This is a genomic window from Streptococcus sp. CF7_Ac1-8 (genome assembly GCF_024295435.1).
Taxonomy (GTDB): Bacteria; Bacillota; Bacilli; order Lactobacillales; family Streptococcaceae; genus Streptococcus; species Streptococcus mitis_AP.
Map to the genome: position 1 here is coordinate 1 of NZ_JANCPI010000013.1, position 15488 is coordinate 15488.

General features: G+C 41.7%; 18 protein-coding genes. 17 read left to right on the forward strand and 1 reads right to left on the reverse strand.

Features of this window, described 5'->3' with window-relative positions; genetic code table 11:
• The 15 genes from NMM26_RS07290 to whiA form a co-directional block, all read left to right on the forward strand.
• A partial coding sequence (locus NMM26_RS07290) for an LPXTG cell wall anchor domain-containing protein (RefSeq protein WP_254754103.1) occupies positions 1-445 on the forward strand: 445 nt, incomplete at its 5' end.
• Positions 446-759: 314 nt separating this feature from the next.
• Entirely contained in the window at positions 760-1272 is a 513-nt protein-coding gene (locus NMM26_RS07295) for an adenine phosphoribosyltransferase (protein ID WP_254754104.1), read from the forward strand.
• 182 nt (positions 1273-1454) lie between these two features.
• Positions 1455-2399: a homoserine O-succinyltransferase gene (gene metA, locus NMM26_RS07300; RefSeq protein WP_254754105.1), complete on the forward strand. Its 945-nt coding sequence runs from the start codon at positions 1455-1457 to the stop codon at positions 2397-2399.
• A gap of 8 nt (positions 2400-2407) precedes the next feature.
• A complete protein-coding gene (locus NMM26_RS07305; protein ID WP_254754106.1) occupies positions 2408-3085 on the forward strand; it encodes a DnaD domain-containing protein in 678 nt (225 codons plus the stop codon).
• Between the two features lie 97 nt (positions 3086-3182).
• Complete coding sequence (gene tpiA, locus NMM26_RS07310; protein ID WP_000087893.1) at positions 3183-3941, forward strand: triose-phosphate isomerase; 759 nt, start codon at positions 3183-3185, stop codon at positions 3939-3941.
• A 37-nt stretch (positions 3942-3978) separates the two neighbouring features.
• Positions 3979-5589 carry a choline binding-anchored murein hydrolase LytC gene (lytC, locus tag NMM26_RS07315; protein WP_254754107.1) on the forward strand — a complete coding sequence of 537 codons (1611 nt, stop codon included), beginning with the start codon at positions 3979-3981 and terminating at the stop codon, positions 5587-5589.
• A gap of 231 nt (positions 5590-5820) precedes the next feature.
• Complete coding sequence (locus tag NMM26_RS07320; RefSeq protein WP_254754468.1) at positions 5821-6339, forward strand: DNA starvation/stationary phase protection protein; 519 nt, start codon at positions 5821-5823, stop codon at positions 6337-6339.
• Between the two features lie 130 nt (positions 6340-6469).
• Positions 6470-6976, forward strand: a complete 507-nt coding sequence (locus NMM26_RS07325; protein ID WP_254754109.1) for a dihydrofolate reductase — start codon at positions 6470-6472, stop codon at positions 6974-6976.
• Complete coding sequence (locus NMM26_RS07330; RefSeq protein ID WP_000442260.1) at positions 6976-7146, forward strand: hypothetical protein; 171 nt, start codon at positions 6976-6978, stop codon at positions 7144-7146. Before NMM26_RS07325 ends, NMM26_RS07330 begins: the two co-directional genes overlap by 1 nt.
• A 36-nt stretch (positions 7147-7182) precedes the next feature.
• The gene (gene clpX / locus NMM26_RS07335) at positions 7183-8415 is read left to right on the forward strand and encodes an ATP-dependent Clp protease ATP-binding subunit ClpX (RefSeq protein WP_012972566.1); all 1233 of its coding nucleotides are present in this window, start codon (positions 7183-7185) and stop codon (positions 8413-8415) included.
• Positions 8416-8423: 8 nt separating this feature from the next.
• Positions 8424-9011, forward strand: coding sequence for a ribosome biogenesis GTP-binding protein YihA/YsxC (yihA, locus tag NMM26_RS07340; protein WP_000422608.1), 588 nt, complete (start codon positions 8424-8426; stop codon positions 9009-9011).
• A 9-nt stretch (positions 9012-9020) separates the two neighbouring features.
• Positions 9021-9401, forward strand: a complete 381-nt coding sequence (locus NMM26_RS07345; protein ID WP_001140420.1) for a RidA family protein — start codon at positions 9021-9023, stop codon at positions 9399-9401.
• Between the two features lie 52 nt (positions 9402-9453).
• Complete coding sequence (gene rapZ, locus NMM26_RS07350; RefSeq protein WP_050153533.1) at positions 9454-10344, forward strand: RNase adapter RapZ; 891 nt, start codon at positions 9454-9456, stop codon at positions 10342-10344.
• Positions 10341-11318, forward strand: a complete 978-nt coding sequence (locus NMM26_RS07355) for a YvcK family protein (RefSeq protein WP_001231075.1) — start codon at positions 10341-10343, stop codon at positions 11316-11318. Before rapZ ends, NMM26_RS07355 begins: the two co-directional genes overlap by 4 nt.
• Complete coding sequence (gene whiA / locus NMM26_RS07360) at positions 11315-12226, forward strand: DNA-binding protein WhiA (protein WP_000011282.1); 912 nt, start codon at positions 11315-11317, stop codon at positions 12224-12226. The genes NMM26_RS07355 and whiA overlap by 4 nt, the downstream gene beginning before the upstream one ends.
• Before the next feature lie 421 nt (positions 12227-12647).
• On the opposite strand, the gene NMM26_RS07365 is transcribed toward whiA, so the two are convergent.
• Positions 12648-13616 (reverse strand): NAD(P)/FAD-dependent oxidoreductase, encoded by a 969-nt coding sequence (locus tag NMM26_RS07365; protein ID WP_254754110.1) that lies wholly within the window; start codon positions 13614-13616, stop codon positions 12648-12650.
• A gap of 243 nt (positions 13617-13859) precedes the next feature.
• Between NMM26_RS07365 and cdaA the strand changes: the two genes are divergently transcribed.
• Together cdaA and NMM26_RS07375 are read left to right on the forward strand one after the other, a co-directional pair.
• Positions 13860-14717, forward strand: a complete 858-nt coding sequence (cdaA, locus tag NMM26_RS07370) for a diadenylate cyclase CdaA (protein WP_001011075.1) — start codon at positions 13860-13862, stop codon at positions 14715-14717.
• Entirely contained in the window at positions 14704-15483 is a 780-nt protein-coding gene (locus NMM26_RS07375) for a YbbR-like domain-containing protein (protein ID WP_254754111.1), read from the forward strand. Before cdaA ends, NMM26_RS07375 begins: the two co-directional genes overlap by 14 nt.
• Positions 15484-15488 lie beyond the last annotated feature (5 nt).

Sequence of the window (15488 nt, forward strand, 5' to 3'; positions counted from 1 at the left end):
AGTGGTAGCACCAACGCCAACACCTACTCCTACTCCAACTCCATTTGAATACAAAGTGATCACTACATTTGTGGATGAAAACGGAGTATTAATTATTCCTGATGAAAATGGTTCACATCCAGGTAAACCATTAGAAAATTATGAACTAGTCCGTACGGAAACAGATGCAAATGGAAATGTTCGCAATGTTTACCGTAAGATTCAATCTCAAAAACCAGTACAACCAGTTGAGCCAGCAACTCCAGCAATGCCTGAACAGCCAGCTCAACCTCAAGTACCAGCAACTCCAGCACAACCAGTACAAGCAACAGCAATGAAAGAAGCTGAAGCTAAGCGCGAATTGCCAAATACTGGTACAGAAGACAATGCTCGCCTTGCAGCACTTGGACTTCTCGGAGTATTGAGTGGATTTGGTCTTGTAGCTCGTAAGAAGAAAGAAGACTAATCTTTCTAATTGACATGATTTGTTTGCAATGAACATATCATCCCTAAAGCTGATGAATCGAATGATTCATCAGCTTTTTGCTGTTGTTACCGGGGTTACAGAGTGGACATAGGAATCAGGCTCTCATACTCTTCGAAAATCTCTTCAAACCACGTCAGCTTCCATCTGCAACCTCAAAACAGTATTTTGAGCTAACTTTCTAGTTTGCTCTTTGATTTTCATTGAGTATCAGTTAGGAAATAATAGTTATGCTTTCTTCTTTTGGAGAAAATATGGTATAATAGAGAGTAAAAAACTTTGAAAGAAAGAAAAAGATGAATTTAAAAGATTACATTGCAACAATTGAAAATTATCCAAAGGAAGGGATTACCTTCCGTGATATCAGTCCTTTGATGGCTGATGGAAATGCTTATAGCTACGCTGTTCGTGAAATCGTTCAATATGCTACTGACAAGAAAATTGATATGGTTGTAGGGCCTGAGGCTCGTGGTTTTATCGTGGGCTGTCCAGTTGCCTTTGAGTTGGGAATTGGTTTTGCGCCTGTTCGTAAGCCAGGTAAATTGCCACGCGAAGTTATTTCTGCTGACTATGAAAAAGAGTACGGTGTTGATACCTTGACTATGCACGCAGATGCTATTAAGCCAGGTCAACGTGTTCTGATCGTAGATGACCTCTTGGCAACAGGTGGAACTGTTAAGGCAACCATCGAGATGATTGAAAAACTTGGCGGTGTTGTGGCAGGTTGTGCCTTCCTTGTTGAATTGGATGACTTGAACGGCCGTGAAAAAATCGGTGACTACGATTACAAAGTTTTGATGCATTATTAATGAAAAACAGTCCCTAGGGCTGTTTTCTCTACATTAGGATATAAAAATAGACTATAGCTAGTTAGAGAAAAACTATAATTGAAAACTATATCTTCTTGCAGTATAATAAAAGGACTAAGTGTTTGAAATTTGGTTTCAAACATATGCAATTATTCCTGAAAGAGTACAGTTAGGAGAGGGTTATGCCGATTCGAATTGATAAAAAATTGCCAGCTGTTGAGATTTTACGGACAGAGAATATCTTTGTCATGGATGATCAACGTGCGGCCCACCAAGATATCCGTCCCTTGAAGATTTTAATTTTAAATCTTATGCCACAGAAAATGGTCACAGAGACCCAGTTGTTGCGCCATTTGGCCAATACACCCCTGCAACTGGATATTGATTTTCTCTATATGGAGAGTCACCGTTCTAAAACAACTCGTTCAGAACATATGGAGACCTTTTATAAAACTTTTCCTGAAGTCAAGGATGAGTATTTTGATGGGATGATTATCACGGGTGCTCCAGTTGAGCATTTACCATTTGAGGAAGTGGACTATTGGGAGGAATTTAGCCAAGTGCTTGAGTGGTCTAAGACTCATGTCTATTCGACCCTTCATATCTGTTGGGGAGCTCAGGCTGGACTCTATCTTCGCTATGGAGTGGAAAAATACCAGATGGACAGTAAGTTATCGGGTATTTATCCTCAAGATACTTTAAAAGAAGGGCATCTTCTCTTTAGAGGATTTGACGATAGCTATGTATCTCCTCATTCACGGCACACGGAGATTTCTAAGGAAGAGGTCTTAAACAAAACCAATCTCGAGATTTTATCAGAGGGTCCTCAGGTTGGGGTTTCGATTTTGGCTAGTCGTGATTTACGAGAAATTTATAGTTTTGGGCATTTGGAATATGACCGTGATACCTTGGCAAATGAATATTTCCGAGATCGTGATGCAGGTTTAGATCCACATATTCCAGAAAATTACTTTAAGGATGACGATGTCAACCAGACACCTTGTCTTTGTTGGTCTTCATCAGCAGCCCTCTTTTTCAGTAACTGGGTGAATTATGCGGTCTATCAGGAAACCCCTTTTGACTGGAGAAAAATAGAAGATGATGTATCCGCATTTGGGTATTTATAAGAGGAATTATGACATATTTAGACGCTTTTAAATCAGGGAACTTGGTTTTACCGAGTGCCCTGCTCTTGCATTTTAAGGAACTCTTTCCTTCCAGCGACGATTTTCTGGTCTGGCAATTTTTCTATTTGCAAAATACGACAGGCTTAGAAGAAATGTCCCCAAGCCAGATTGCTGAAAGGATTGGTAAGGAAATTTCGGATGTCAATCAGGCCATTTCCAATCTGACGGAAAGGGGTCTGCTTCAGTATCGAACCATCGAATTGAATGGTGAAATTGAATTGCTTTTTGATGCAAGTTTGGCTCTGGAACGTTTGGATGACTTGCTTGGAGCTGCTCATTCAAGTTCAGACCAGTTGACACCTCAAAATCAGCTTAAAGATTTGGTGGAAACCTTCCAGCAGGAATTAGGACGCCTGTTGACCCCTTTTGAGATTGAGGATTTGACAAAGATGCTAAAGGAAGATGGAACTAGTGCTGACTTGATTAAGGAAGCTCTTCGTGAAGCTGTTTTGAATGGAAAACCAAACTGGAAGTACATTCAGGCGATTTTGAGAAATTGGCGCCATGAAGGTATCAAAAGTGTGGCTCAAATCGAGGCTAAGCGGGCAGAAAGAGAAGCAAGCAATCCACAGTTGACACAGGTGTCGGCAGATTTCCGAAATGCCATGGATCTCTGGAAGGATTAATCCATGTAAGCAGGCTTGAAATCCGAGTAAGATTTGCAAGCTGTGTCTAATTGTGATAAAATAAATAGAAAATAAATTGAAAAAAGAGGTATGTGAAATGTCACGTAAACCATTTATCGCTGGTAACTGGAAAATGAACAAAAATCCAGAAGAAGCTAAAGCATTCGTTGAAGCAGTTGCGTCAAAACTTCCTTCATCAGACCTTGTTGAAGCAGGTATCGCTGCTCCAGCTCTTGATTTGACAACTGTTCTTGCTGCTGCAAAAGGTTCAAACCTTAAAGTTGCTGCTCAAAACTGCTACTTTGAAAATGCAGGTGCTTTCACTGGTGAAACAAGCCCACAAGTTTTGAAAGAAATCGGTACTGACTACGTTGTTATCGGTCACTCAGAACGCCGTGACTACTTCCATGAAACTGACGAAGATATCAACAAAAAAGCAAAAGCAATCTTTGCAAACGGTATGCTTCCAATCATCTGTTGTGGTGAGTCGCTTGAAACTTACGAAGCTGGTAAAGCTGCTGAGTTTGTAGGTGCTCAAGTATCTGCTGCATTGGCTGGATTGACTGCTGAACAAGTTGCTGCATCAGTTATCGCTTACGAGCCAATCTGGGCTATCGGTACTGGTAAATCAGCTTCACAAGACGATGCACAAAAAATGTGTAAAGTTGTTCGTGACGTTGTAGCTGCTGACTTTGGTCAAGAAGTTGCAGACAAAGTTCGTGTTCAATACGGTGGTTCTGTTAAACCTGAAAACGTTGCTTCATACATGGCTTGCCCAGACGTTGACGGTGCCCTTGTGGGTGGTGCGTCACTTGAAGCTGAAAGCTTCTTGGCATTGCTTGACTTTGTAAAATAATTAGTAAGTAGCAAAAGCTAGGTGGAACAGCATTCAGATGTCTGTTCCATTTTTTATAAGGGAGGAAAGATTGAAAACAAAGATTGGAAAAATTGGATTAGCAAGTGCCTTTTTGCTTGGATTGATCGTTAATCAGGTGGCTGCAAATGAAGCTGAAGCGAAAGCATCTTCGGAAGAAAGCAGTGTTCAAGCTTCTTCTAGTAAGGTAGAAGAAAAGAAATCAGAAACGACTACAAGTCAAAAAGAAGAAGAGAAAAAGGTTGAGACTTCTTCTAGTCAGCGTCCAGAGAAAAAGGAAGAAGTAAAAGAGACGCGAGCTAGTAGTCAAAAAGAAGAAAGTAAGCCAAATTCAACATCAGCACATTGGGAAGGTGACTTCTATGTAAAAGCAGATGGTTCAAAAGCTAAGAGTGAATGGATTTTCGATACTAGCTACAATAGTTGGTTCTATATAAAAGCAGATGGTCGTTATGCTCAAAAAGAATGGCATGGAAACTATTACCTCAAAGCGGGTGGTTACATGGCTAAAAATGAATGGGTTTACGATAACAATTATAAGAGCTGGTTCTACCTCAAGGCAGATGGTTCTTATGCAGAACAAGAATGGCAGAAAATCAATGGCAAATGGTACTATTTCAAGAAGTGGGGCTATATGGCTAAAAGTCAGTGGCAAGGAAATTATTTCTTGAATGGTCAAGGTGCCATGATGCAAAACGAATGGCTTTATGATAATCATTATAAGAGTTGGTTCTATCTTAAGGCAGATGGTTCTTATGCTAATGAACAGTGGCAAAAGATTGATGGAAAGTGGTATTATTTTAAGAAGTGGGGATACATGGCTCAAGATGAGTGGCATGGAAACTACTATCTTACTGAAAGTGGTGTCATGGCAACAGGTGAGTTAATCATGGACGATACTCGTTATACTTTTGCCGATTCAGGGGAACTGAAAGAAAAGAAAGCCTTGAATGTTGGTTGGGTTTATCGAAATGGACACCGTTATTTCTTTAACCATCGTGAAGAACAGGTTGGAACTGACCGTGCTAAGAAGGTTATTGATGTCAGTGAGCATAATGGCCGCATTAGTGATTGGAAAAAGGTTATCCAGGAAAATGGAGTTGATGGTGTTATTGTGCGCTTAGGATACAGCGGTGTAGAAGATAAGGAATTGGCACATAATATTCAAGAATTTAATCGACTAGGTATTCCTTATGGTGTTTATCTTTATACCTATGCAGAAAATGAAACAGATGCTGAGAATGATGCTAAGCAGACTATTGAACTCTTGAAGAAATACAAGATGAACTTATCTTATCCAATCTACTATGATGTTGAAAACTGGGAGTATGAAAATAAATCTAAGAAAGCTCCAGCAGATACAGACACTTGGGTTAAAATTATCAATAAGTATATGGAAACCATGAAGCATGCTGGTTACCAAAACGTGAAAGTTTATAGCTATCGTCAACTTTTGCAAACTCGTTTGAATCATCCAAATATTTTACAACATGTAAACTGGGTTGCAGCCTATACGGATGCGCTTGATTGGAATAATCCTCATTATTCAGGAGAAAAAGGATGGCAGTATACTTCATCTGACTCTCTTAAAGGGATTCGAGGACGTGTGGATGTTAGCGTCTGGTATTAAGATGTAAAACTGAGAAAAGAGTGTACATTTGTATGCTCTTTTCTTTATTTCATCGCTGTTAAGAGAGTTTGAAAGTGACTGGGTTTCATTCTAAAAAATTCTTAAATTATCAGTCTATTGCAACTTTTCTCATGTAAGTCATTTGGCTTGCTATTAGTTTTCCTTAGTAGTATACTAAGGTAGTAATCATTAAGAAGTGGTTACAAATAATAATGAATGAGGTAAAATAAAATGGTAGAATTGAAAAAAGAAGCAGTAAAAGACGTAACATCATTGACAAAATCAGCGCCAGTGGCATTGGCAAAAACAAAGGAAGTCTTGAATCAAGCTGTTGCTGATTTGTACGTAGCCCACGTTGCTTTGCACCAAGTACACTGGTACATGCGTGGTCGTGGTTTCCTTGTATGGCATCCAAAAATGGATGAGTATATGGAAGCTCTTGATGGTCAATTGGATGAAATCAGCGAACGCTTGATTACACTTGGTTGTAGCCCATTCTCTACATTGACAGAATTCCATCAAAACAGTGAAATCGAAGAAGAAGCTGGTGAATACCGTAATGTTGAAGAAAGCTTGGAACGTGTCCTTGCTATCTACCGTTACTTGTCAGAACTCTTCCAAAAAGGTTTGGATGTCACTGATGAAGAAGGTGACGATGTGACAAACGGTATCTTTGCAGATGCTAAAACTGAAACTGATAAAACAATCTGGATGCTTGCGGCAGAACTTGGACAAGCACCTGGTTTGTAAGAAATAATAGCAACATATATAAATCTGTAAGAAATTTCTTACAGATTTTTTCTATCTTGTAAGCTATCCCAAACCAGTCTTTTTTTGAGTTTTTTGATAAAATAGTACTATCAGTGAAAAGGATGGAAGCATGACTAAGAAAATCGTAGCTATTTGGGCCCAGGATGAAGAGGGTGTGATTGGTAAGGACAATCGTCTGCCTTGGTATTTGCCAGCAGAATTGCAACACTTTAAAGAAACAACTCTGAATCATGCTATCTTGATGGGGCGTGTGACCTTTGATGGGTTGGGTCGTCGCTTGCTTCCAAAACGGGAGACCTTGATTTTGACACGTAACCCGGAAGAAAAGATAGATGGTGTTACTACTTTTTATGATGTCCAGTCTGTCTTGGACTGGTATCAGGCTCAAGACAAGAATCTCTATATTATCGGTGGGAAGCAAATTTTTCAGGCTTTTGAACCCTATCTTGATGAAGTGATTGTGACTCAAATTCATGCTCGGGTAGAAGGAGATACCTATTTCCCTGAGGAGTTTGACTTGTCTCTTTTTGAGACAGTTTCAAGCAAATCCTACACCAAAGATGAGAAGAATCCTTATGATTTTACCATCCAATATCGCAAGAGAAAGGAAGTCTAATGGAACGTAGTATATTTGGTTTTTTCACAGCCATGCTGTGTTTGGTCTGTTTGCTTGCTGGGGCACAGGCTTTTCGTAAAAAGCGTTATGGACTTTCTGTCCTGCTATGGTTAAATGCCTTTACCAATTTGGTCAATAGTATCCATGCTTTTTACATGACCTTATTTTAGATAGAATGACAGTATAGAATAGAACGGAAGGAAATCATGCCTACAAATAGGAATAATGATATGATGGTTTATTGCTCATTTTGTGGTAAAAGCCAAGAAGAAGTACAAAAAATAATCGCTGGGAACAACGCCTTTATCTGTAATGAATGTGTGGAGTTGGCCCAGGAAATCATTCGAGAGGAGTTGGCTGAGGAAGTCTTGGCAGACTTGTCTGAGGTACCAAAACCAATCGAACTCCTCCATATCTTGAACCATTATGTAATCGGTCAAGATCGTGCCAAACGTGCCTTGGCAGTGGCAGTATACAACCACTACAAACGTATCAATTTCCACGATACGCGTGAAGAGTCAGAAGATGTGGATTTGCAGAAGTCAAACATCTTAATGATTGGCCCAACTGGCTCTGGGAAAACTTTCTTGGCCCAGACCTTGGCTAAGAGCTTGAATGTGCCTTTTGCGATTGCAGATGCCACAGCTCTTACGGAGGCTGGTTATGTGGGTGAGGATGTGGAAAATATCCTCCTTAAACTCTTGCAGGCTGCTGACTTTAACATCGAACGTGCAGAACGTGGGATTATCTATGTGGATGAAATTGACAAGATTGCCAAGAAGAGTGAGAACGTGTCTATCACACGTGACGTTTCTGGTGAAGGGGTGCAACAAGCCCTTCTCAAGATTATCGAGGGGACTGTAGCCAGCGTACCGCCTCAAGGTGGACGCAAGCATCCACAACAAGAGATGATTCAGGTGGATACTAAAAATATCCTCTTCATCGTGGGTGGCGCCTTTGATGGTATCGAGGAAATTGTCAAACAACGTCTGGGTGAAAAAGTCATCGGATTTGGTCAAAATAACAAGGCAATTGACGAAAATAGCTCATACATGCAAGAAATCATCGCAGAAGATATTCAAAAATTTGGTATCATTCCTGAGTTGATTGGACGCTTGCCTGTCTTTGCAGCTCTTGAGCAATTGACGGTGGATGATTTGGTTCGCATCTTGAAAGAGCCAAGAAATGCTTTGGTGAAACAGTACCAAACCTTGCTATCTTATGATGATGTTGAGTTGGAATTTGACGACGAAGCTCTTCAAGAGATTGCCAATAAGGCCATTGAACGCAAAACTGGTGCGCGTGGTCTTCGCTCGATTATCGAAGAAACCATGCTAGATGTCATGTTTGAAGTACCGAGTCAGGAAAATGTGAAATTGGTCCGCATCACAAAAGAAGCTGTCGATGGAACGGATAAACCAATCCTAGAAACAGCCTAGAGGTGACTATGGAACTGAATACACACAATGCTGAAATCTTGCTCAGTGCAGCTAATAAATCCCACTATCCGCAGGATGAACTGCCAGAGATTGCCCTAGCAGGGCGTTCCAATGTTGGCAAGTCTAGCTTTATCAATACCATGCTGAACCGTAAGAATCTCGCCCGTACATCAGGTAAACCTGGGAAAACCCAGCTTCTCAACTTCTTTAACATTGATAACAAGATGCGCTTTGTAGATGTGCCTGGTTATGGCTATGCCCGTGTTTCTAAAAAGGAACGTGAAAAGTGGGGGCGCATGATTGAGGAGTACCTAACGACTCGAGAAAATCTCCGTGCGGTTGTCAGTCTAGTTGACCTTCGTCATGACCCGTCAGCAGATGATGTGCAGATGTACGAATTTCTCAAGTATTATGAGATTCCGGTCATCATTGTGGGGACTAAGGCGGACAAGATTCCTCGTGGTAAATGGAACAAACACGAATCAGCAATCAAAAAGAAATTAAACTTTGACCCAAGTGACGACTTTATTCTCTTTTCATCTGTCAGCAAGGCAGGGATGGATGAGGCTTGGGATGCAATCTTAGAAAAATTGTGAGGGAAAGAAATGGCAAAAACAATTCATACAGATAAAGCTCCAAAGGCTATCGGGCCTTATGTTCAAGGGAAAATCGTTGGCAATCTTTTGTTTGCTAGTGGTCAAGTGCCCCTATCTCCTGAAACTGGGGAAATCGTTGGAGAAACAATCCAAGAACAGACAGAACAGGTCTTGAAAAACATCGGTGCTATTTTGGCAGAAGCAGGAACAGATTTTGACCATGTTGTCAAAACTACTTGCTTCTTGAGCGATATGAACGACTTTGTTCCTTTTAACGAGGTTTACCAAACGGCCTTTAAAGAGGAATTTCCAGCTCGTTCAGCAGTAGAGGTAGCTCGTCTTCCTCGTGATGTAAAAGTCGAAATTGAAGTCATCGCAGAGATTGGATAAGCTAGTTGAAGTTTGGTGTTGCCAAACTTCTTTTGATAGTAAGGAGAAAAAGATGACAAAGAAACAACTTCACTTGGTGATTGTGACAGGAATGAGTGGTGCAGGGAAAACAGTTGCCATTCAGTCCTTCGAGGATCTAGGTTATTTTACCATTGATAACATGCCGCCAGCTCTCTTGCCTAAGTTTTTGCAGTTGGTGGAAACAAAGGAAGACGATCATAAGTTGGCCTTGGTAGTGGATATGCGTAGCCGTTCTTTCTTTTCAGAGATTCAAGCTGTTTTGGATGAGTTGGAAAATCAAGATGATTTGGATTTTAAAATCCTCTTTTTGGATGCAGCTGATAAAGAATTGGTCGCGCGTTACAAGGAAACCAGACGGAGTCACCCACTAGCTGCAGATGGTCGGATTTTGGATGGAATCAAGCTGGAACGTGAGCTCTTGGCGCCTTTGAAAAATATGAGCCAAAATGTGGTGGATACGACTGAACTCACTCCACGTGAGCTGCGCAAAACCCTTGCAGAGCAGTTTTCAGATCAAGAGCAAGCCCAGTCTTTCCGTATCGAAGTCATGTCTTTCGGCTTTAAATATGGAATCCCGATTGATGCAGATTTAGTCTTTGATGTTCGATTCTTGCCAAATCCCTACTATCTACCAGAACTGCGTAATCAAACGGGAGTGGATGAGCCAGTGTACGACTATGTCATGAACCATCCTGAGTCCGAAGACTTTTATCAACATTTATTGGCCTTGATTGAGCCGATTTTGCCAAGTTACCAAAAGGAAGGTAAGTCCGTTTTGACCATTGCCATGGGTTGTACGGGTGGTCAACACCGTAGTGTGGCCTTTGCTAAACGCTTGGCGCAGGACTTATCCAAGAATTGGCCTGTCAATGAAGGGCATCGCGACAAGGACCGAAGAAAGGAAACGGTAAACCGTTCATGAGAAAACCAAAGATAACGGTGATTGGTGGAGGGACTGGGATCCCCGTCATTCTTAAAAGTCTACGTGAAAAAGATGTGGAAATCGCTGCTATCGTAACGGTGGCGGATGATGGTGGTTCTTCAGGTGAACTCAGAAAAAATATGCAGCAGTTGACACCGCCAGGCGATCTCCGCAATGTCCTTGTGGCCATGTCAGATATGCCTAAGTTTTATGAAAAGGTCTTTCAGTATCGCTTCTCTGAAGATGCTGGAGCCTTTGCTGGCCATCCATTGGGCAATCTCATTATTGCAGGTCTGTCAGAAATGCAGGGGTCGACCTATAATGCCATGCAGTTGCTAAGCAAATTTTTCCACACAACTGGGAAGATTTATCCTTCCAGTGACCATCCCTTGACCCTTCATGCAGTCTTCCAGGACGGGACAGAGGTGGCTGGAGAGAGTCATATTGCAGACCATCCAGGCATGATTGATCATGTTTATGTGACCAATACCCTCAACGATGATACGCCTCTGGCTAGCCGTCGAGTAGTGCAGACCATTCTTGAAAGTGACATGATTGTCCTCGGACCTGGTTCCCTCTTTACCTCGATTTTGCCCAATATCGTGATTAAGGAAATCGGGCAGGCGCTTTTGGAAACCAAGGCAGAAATCGCCTATGTCTGCAATATCATGACCCAACGTGGGGAGACGGAACACTTTACAGATAGTGATCACGTAGAGGTCTTGCATCGTCACCTTGGTCGACCTTTTATCGATACTGTCTTGGTGAATATCGAAAAAGTGCCTCAGGAATACATGAATTCCAACCGTTTTGATGAATACTTGGTCCAGGTGGAACACGATTTTGCTGGTCTTTGTAAGCAAGTTCCGCGCGTGATTTCATCTAATTTCCTTCGTCTGGAAAATGGAGGTGCCTTCCACGATGGAGATTTGATTGTGGACGAGTTGATGCGGATTATACAGGTGAGAAAATGAGTTTCACAGTAGCAGTAAAAGAAGAAATCCTGGGTCAGCACCATCTGAGCAGGCATGAATTATCAGCCATTATCAAGATGTCTGGTAGTATCGGTCTCTCGACCTCGGGCCTAACCTTGTCCGTCGTGACAGAAAATGCCAAGCTGGCTAGGCACCTCTATGAGTCCTTTCTCCATTTCTATGAAATCAAATCGGAAATTCGCCACCACCAACGGAGCAATCTTCGCAAGAATCGAGTCTATACCGTTTTTACGGATGAAAAGGTGCAGGACTTGTTGAGTGATTTGCACTTGGCAGACTCCTTCTTTGGCCTGGAAACAGGTATTGATGAGGAGATTTTGTCAGATGAGGAAGCAGGTCGTGCTTATCTTTGTGGCGCTTTCTTGGCAAATGGCAGCATTCGTGACCCTGAATCGGGTAAGTACCAGTTGGAAATCAGTTCTGTTTATCTAGACCATGCGCAAGGGATTGCCTCCCTTCTTCAGCAATTTTTACTGGATGCCAAGGTGCTTGAGCGCAAGAAGGGGGCTGTGACCTACCTCCAGCGAGCCGAAGATATCATGGACTTCTTGATTGTCATTGGTGCTATGCGGGCGCGTGATGATTTTGAGCGAGTTAAGATTTTACGAGAAACCCGTAATGATCTCAATCGGGCAAATAATGCTGAGACAGCTAATATCGCTCGGACAGTTTCTGCCAGCATGAAGACTATCAACAATATCAGCAAAATCAAAGATATCATGGGCTTAGAAAATCTGCCAGTGGATTTGCAGGAGGTAGCGCAGTTGCGGATTCAGCACCCAGACTACTCTATCCAACAGTTGGCAGATAGACTCAGCACCCCTCTGACCAAAAGTGGTGTTAACCACAGACTCAGAAAAATTAACAAGATAGCCGATGAGTTATAAAGATATAAAACACCTCTTTCTTGACAATTAAATAGAGTATGTGAGATAATAAAGGGGAATTGAGAAGTTCTAGCATTTTAGTGCTAACAGAAATCCCCTCGGTACTGCAATACCGAGGGGATTTTTTCTGGGTTAGATAGCACTAACCAGGAAGGTTACTTGTCGAAGTGATCGTCTAACCAACGAGTCACCAGCCATGAGATGATACTCTCGATGACTGCGATAAGTACTATTTTGAGAAGTTCTAGCATCTGTAATACCTCCTTTTCCAAGGCGTATTGTTAGTGCCGTCCCTATTATATCACATGTTTTATCAGTTTGATAGGCATTTTTATTTTTGTTAAAGACGGGGAAAATATGAGCTAACAAGATAGCCGATGAACTATAAAACCACGAATCGCATTTGACTCGTGGTTATTTTTTATAAACTGGTTGAGTGTTTTGGTTGCACTTTTTGCTCAGGGTCGATGTAGTTGATGGCGTTGTTAACAGCGGTTGGTGCTTCTCCGAGGCCTGTCGCAATCAGATCAATTTTTCCGTCATAGTAGCAGCAGTCACCGATAGCATAGATACCTGCCTTGCTAGATTCTTGCTTGCTATTGACGATAATCTTGTGACGGTTGAGGTCCAGACCCCAGTTTTTAAGATTACCAACAGAAGATTTGAAACCATAGTTGACAAAGAGGTGTTCTAAGTCAATAGTTTCTGCTTCATCAGATTTGACTTTTGTGATTTCAAGTTTATTGAGCGTTTTTCCATCTCCAAGGAGTTGGCTAGGGACGAATGGTGTCTTGATGGTCACAGATGATTCCTGTAAGGCTTGGACACTGTGTTCCAGGGCGCGGAAATTATCTCTGCGGTGAACAAGGGTAGTTGGCGCAATTTTTTCAAAAGCCAAAGCCCAATCCACAGCCGAGTCTCCTCCACCAAGAATCGTCACTTTCTTCCCAGCATATTGCTGGATGTTGGAAACGTGGTAGTGGATATTTTCATAGTCTTCAACGCCTTCTAGTTCCAGAGGACGTGGTTTGAAGGCACCGCCCCCCATAGCGATGATAACAGTTTTAGACAGGTGACTTCCTTTAGAAGTTGTAATTACAAAGCCTTCTTCTTGTTTTTCAATCTCAAGAACCGTTTCATTGAGATGAATAGGGGTATCAAAGCCATTTAATTGCTCGATTAGACGGTTAGTCAACTCTTCTCCAGTCAGGTTTGGGAAACCCGGGACGTCTAAAATTTCCTTTTCAGGGTAGAGAATAGCAGGTTGTCCACCTAGTTGGGGAAGAGAGTCGATGATTTGAACCTTGGCTTGGCGTAGGTGGGCATAGAAGGCCGCAAAAAGACCGACAGGACCACCACCTACAATGGTAATATCATAGAGTTGAGACATGGTTTCTCCTTTGTTTTTTCTAGTCATACTCTTCGAAAATCAAATTCAAACCACGTCAGCGTCGCCTTACCGTACTCAAGTACAGCCTGCGGCTAGCTTCCTAGTTTGCTCTTTGATTTTCATTGAGTATCAGTTTATTTTATCATATTTTTCCTTAATTTAAAATGAAGTAGGATAGGGAAAAAAATGTCAGAAAAATGGTATAATAGAAAGGAACGTGTTTGGACAGAGAGGAGACAGCAGATGAACTTTCAACAATTATCCAATCTGCAATATTGGACTAGCTTGTTTTCTAGTCCTTGGAGTATTGCCATCAATGTGTTTGATATTTTGATTGTGGCCTATATTTTATATCGTTTTACAAAAGCGATAGCTGGCACCAAGATTATGATTTTGGTGCGTGGGGTCGTGATCTTTGTATTAGCCCAGGTTGTGGCCAATATCCTTGGTTTAACAACGATTTCTTGGTTGATTAATCAGATTATCACCTATGGGGTTATTGCTGCGGTTGTTATCTTCTCTCCAGAGATTCGGACTGGTTTGGAACGCTTGGGAAGGGCGACAGATTTCTTTTCTACTGCTCAAATTAGTGCAGAGGAGCAAATGATTCGTGCCTTTGTCAAGTCGGTTGAATATATGAGTCCCCGTAAGATTGGTGCTCTGGTTGCCATCCAACGAGTTCGGACCTTGCAAGAATACATTGCGACAGGGATTCCCTTGGATGCCAATATTTCAGCTGAACTCCTCATCAATATTTTTATTCCCAACACTCCCCTACACGATGGTGCAGTGATTATCAGAGAAAATCGAATAGCAGTAACCTCTGCTTATTTGCCCTTGACAGAAAGCACAGGGATTTCCAAGGAGTTTGGGACCAGACACCGGGCGGCTATCGGTTTGTCAGAAGTATCCGATGCCTTGACCTTCATCGTCTCAGAGGAAACAGGTGGCATTTCTATTACCTATAACGGTGTTTTCAAGCACGACTTGACGATTGAAGAATTTGAAGCAGAGCTACGAGCAATTCTTTTGCCAGCTGTTGAGGAAAAAGTCAGTTTCAAGGACCGTTTGCTAGGAGGTTGGAAATATGAGAAAAAATAGTCTATATATCATTTCATCTCTCTTTTTTGCTTGTGTTTTATTTATCTATGCAACGTCAACCAACTTTCAAAATAGCAATACCGCAAGGCAGGTCAAATCAGAAACCTACACCAATACGATAACGAACGTTCCTATCGATATTCACTATGATAATGACCAGTATTTCATTAGTGGATTTGCATCAGAAGTTTCAGTGATATTAACCGGAGCTAATCGTGTGACCTTGGCCAGCGAAATGCAGGAGAGCACTCGTAAGTTTAAGGTCACAGCGGATTTGACGGATGCCAGTGTTGGAACGATTGAAGTTCCCTTGAATATTGAAAATCTTCCAAGCGGATTGACCGCTGTGGCAACGCCTCAAAAGATTACAGTGAAAGTTGGGAAGAAGGTTAAGCGAGATGGGATGATTGTTGTGCCACAAGTTGACCAAAGCCAGATTGATTCCAAGCTACAAATTGATAGTGTAACCGTGTCAAACGAACGAGTTTCTGTCACAACTGACCAAGAAATATTAGCTAAAATCGATCGTATTATTGCGCTTTTACCAACCAGCGAACGCATAACCGGTAATTACAGTGGTTCAGTACCTTTGCAGGCAATCGATCGCAATGGTGTTGTCTTACCGGCAGTTATTACTCCGTTCGACACAACAATGAAGGTGACTACAAAACCAGTAGCACCAAGTTCAAGCACATCAAATTCAACTACAAGTAGTTCGTCGGAGACGTCTTCGTCAACGAAAGCAACTAGTTCAAAAACGAATTAAAAATA

Excerpts from the sequence above, each read along its gene's own strand:
- NMM26_RS07330 (WP_000442260.1), top strand. The coding sequence starts at position 6,976 with ATGGAACGTAGTATATTTGGTTTTTTCACAGCCATGCTGTGTTTGGTC.
- rapZ (WP_050153533.1), top strand. The coding sequence starts at position 9,454 with ATGACAAAGAAACAACTTCACTTGGTGATTGTGACAGGAATGAGTGGT.
- NMM26_RS07375 (WP_254754111.1), top strand. The coding sequence starts at position 14,704 with ATGAGAAAAAATAGTCTATATATCATTTCATCTCTCTTTTTTGCTTGT.
- NMM26_RS07320 (WP_254754468.1), top strand. The coding sequence starts at position 5,821 with ATGGTAGAATTGAAAAAAGAAGCAGTAAAAGACGTAACATCATTGACA.
- lytC (WP_254754107.1), top strand. The coding sequence starts at position 3,979 with ATGTCTGTTCCATTTTTTATAAGGGAGGAAAGATTGAAAACAAAGATT.
- NMM26_RS07305 (WP_254754106.1), top strand. The coding sequence starts at position 2,408 with ATGACATATTTAGACGCTTTTAAATCAGGGAACTTGGTTTTACCGAGT.
- metA (WP_254754105.1), top strand. The coding sequence starts at position 1,455 with ATGCCGATTCGAATTGATAAAAAATTGCCAGCTGTTGAGATTTTACGG.
- NMM26_RS07325 (WP_254754109.1), top strand. The coding sequence starts at position 6,470 with ATGACTAAGAAAATCGTAGCTATTTGGGCCCAGGATGAAGAGGGTGTG.
- tpiA (WP_000087893.1), top strand. The coding sequence starts at position 3,183 with ATGTCACGTAAACCATTTATCGCTGGTAACTGGAAAATGAACAAAAAT.
- yihA (WP_000422608.1), top strand. The coding sequence starts at position 8,424 with ATGGAACTGAATACACACAATGCTGAAATCTTGCTCAGTGCAGCTAAT.
- clpX (WP_012972566.1), top strand. The coding sequence starts at position 7,183 with ATGCCTACAAATAGGAATAATGATATGATGGTTTATTGCTCATTTTGT.
- cdaA (WP_001011075.1), top strand. The coding sequence starts at position 13,860 with ATGAACTTTCAACAATTATCCAATCTGCAATATTGGACTAGCTTGTTT.
- NMM26_RS07365 (WP_254754110.1), bottom strand. The coding sequence starts at position 13,616 with ATGTCTCAACTCTATGATATTACCATTGTAGGTGGTGGTCCTGTCGGT.
- NMM26_RS07295 (WP_254754104.1), top strand. The coding sequence starts at position 760 with ATGAATTTAAAAGATTACATTGCAACAATTGAAAATTATCCAAAGGAA.
- NMM26_RS07355 (WP_001231075.1), top strand. The coding sequence starts at position 10,341 with ATGAGAAAACCAAAGATAACGGTGATTGGTGGAGGGACTGGGATCCCC.
- whiA (WP_000011282.1), top strand. The coding sequence starts at position 11,315 with ATGAGTTTCACAGTAGCAGTAAAAGAAGAAATCCTGGGTCAGCACCAT.
- NMM26_RS07345 (WP_001140420.1), top strand. The coding sequence starts at position 9,021 with ATGGCAAAAACAATTCATACAGATAAAGCTCCAAAGGCTATCGGGCCT.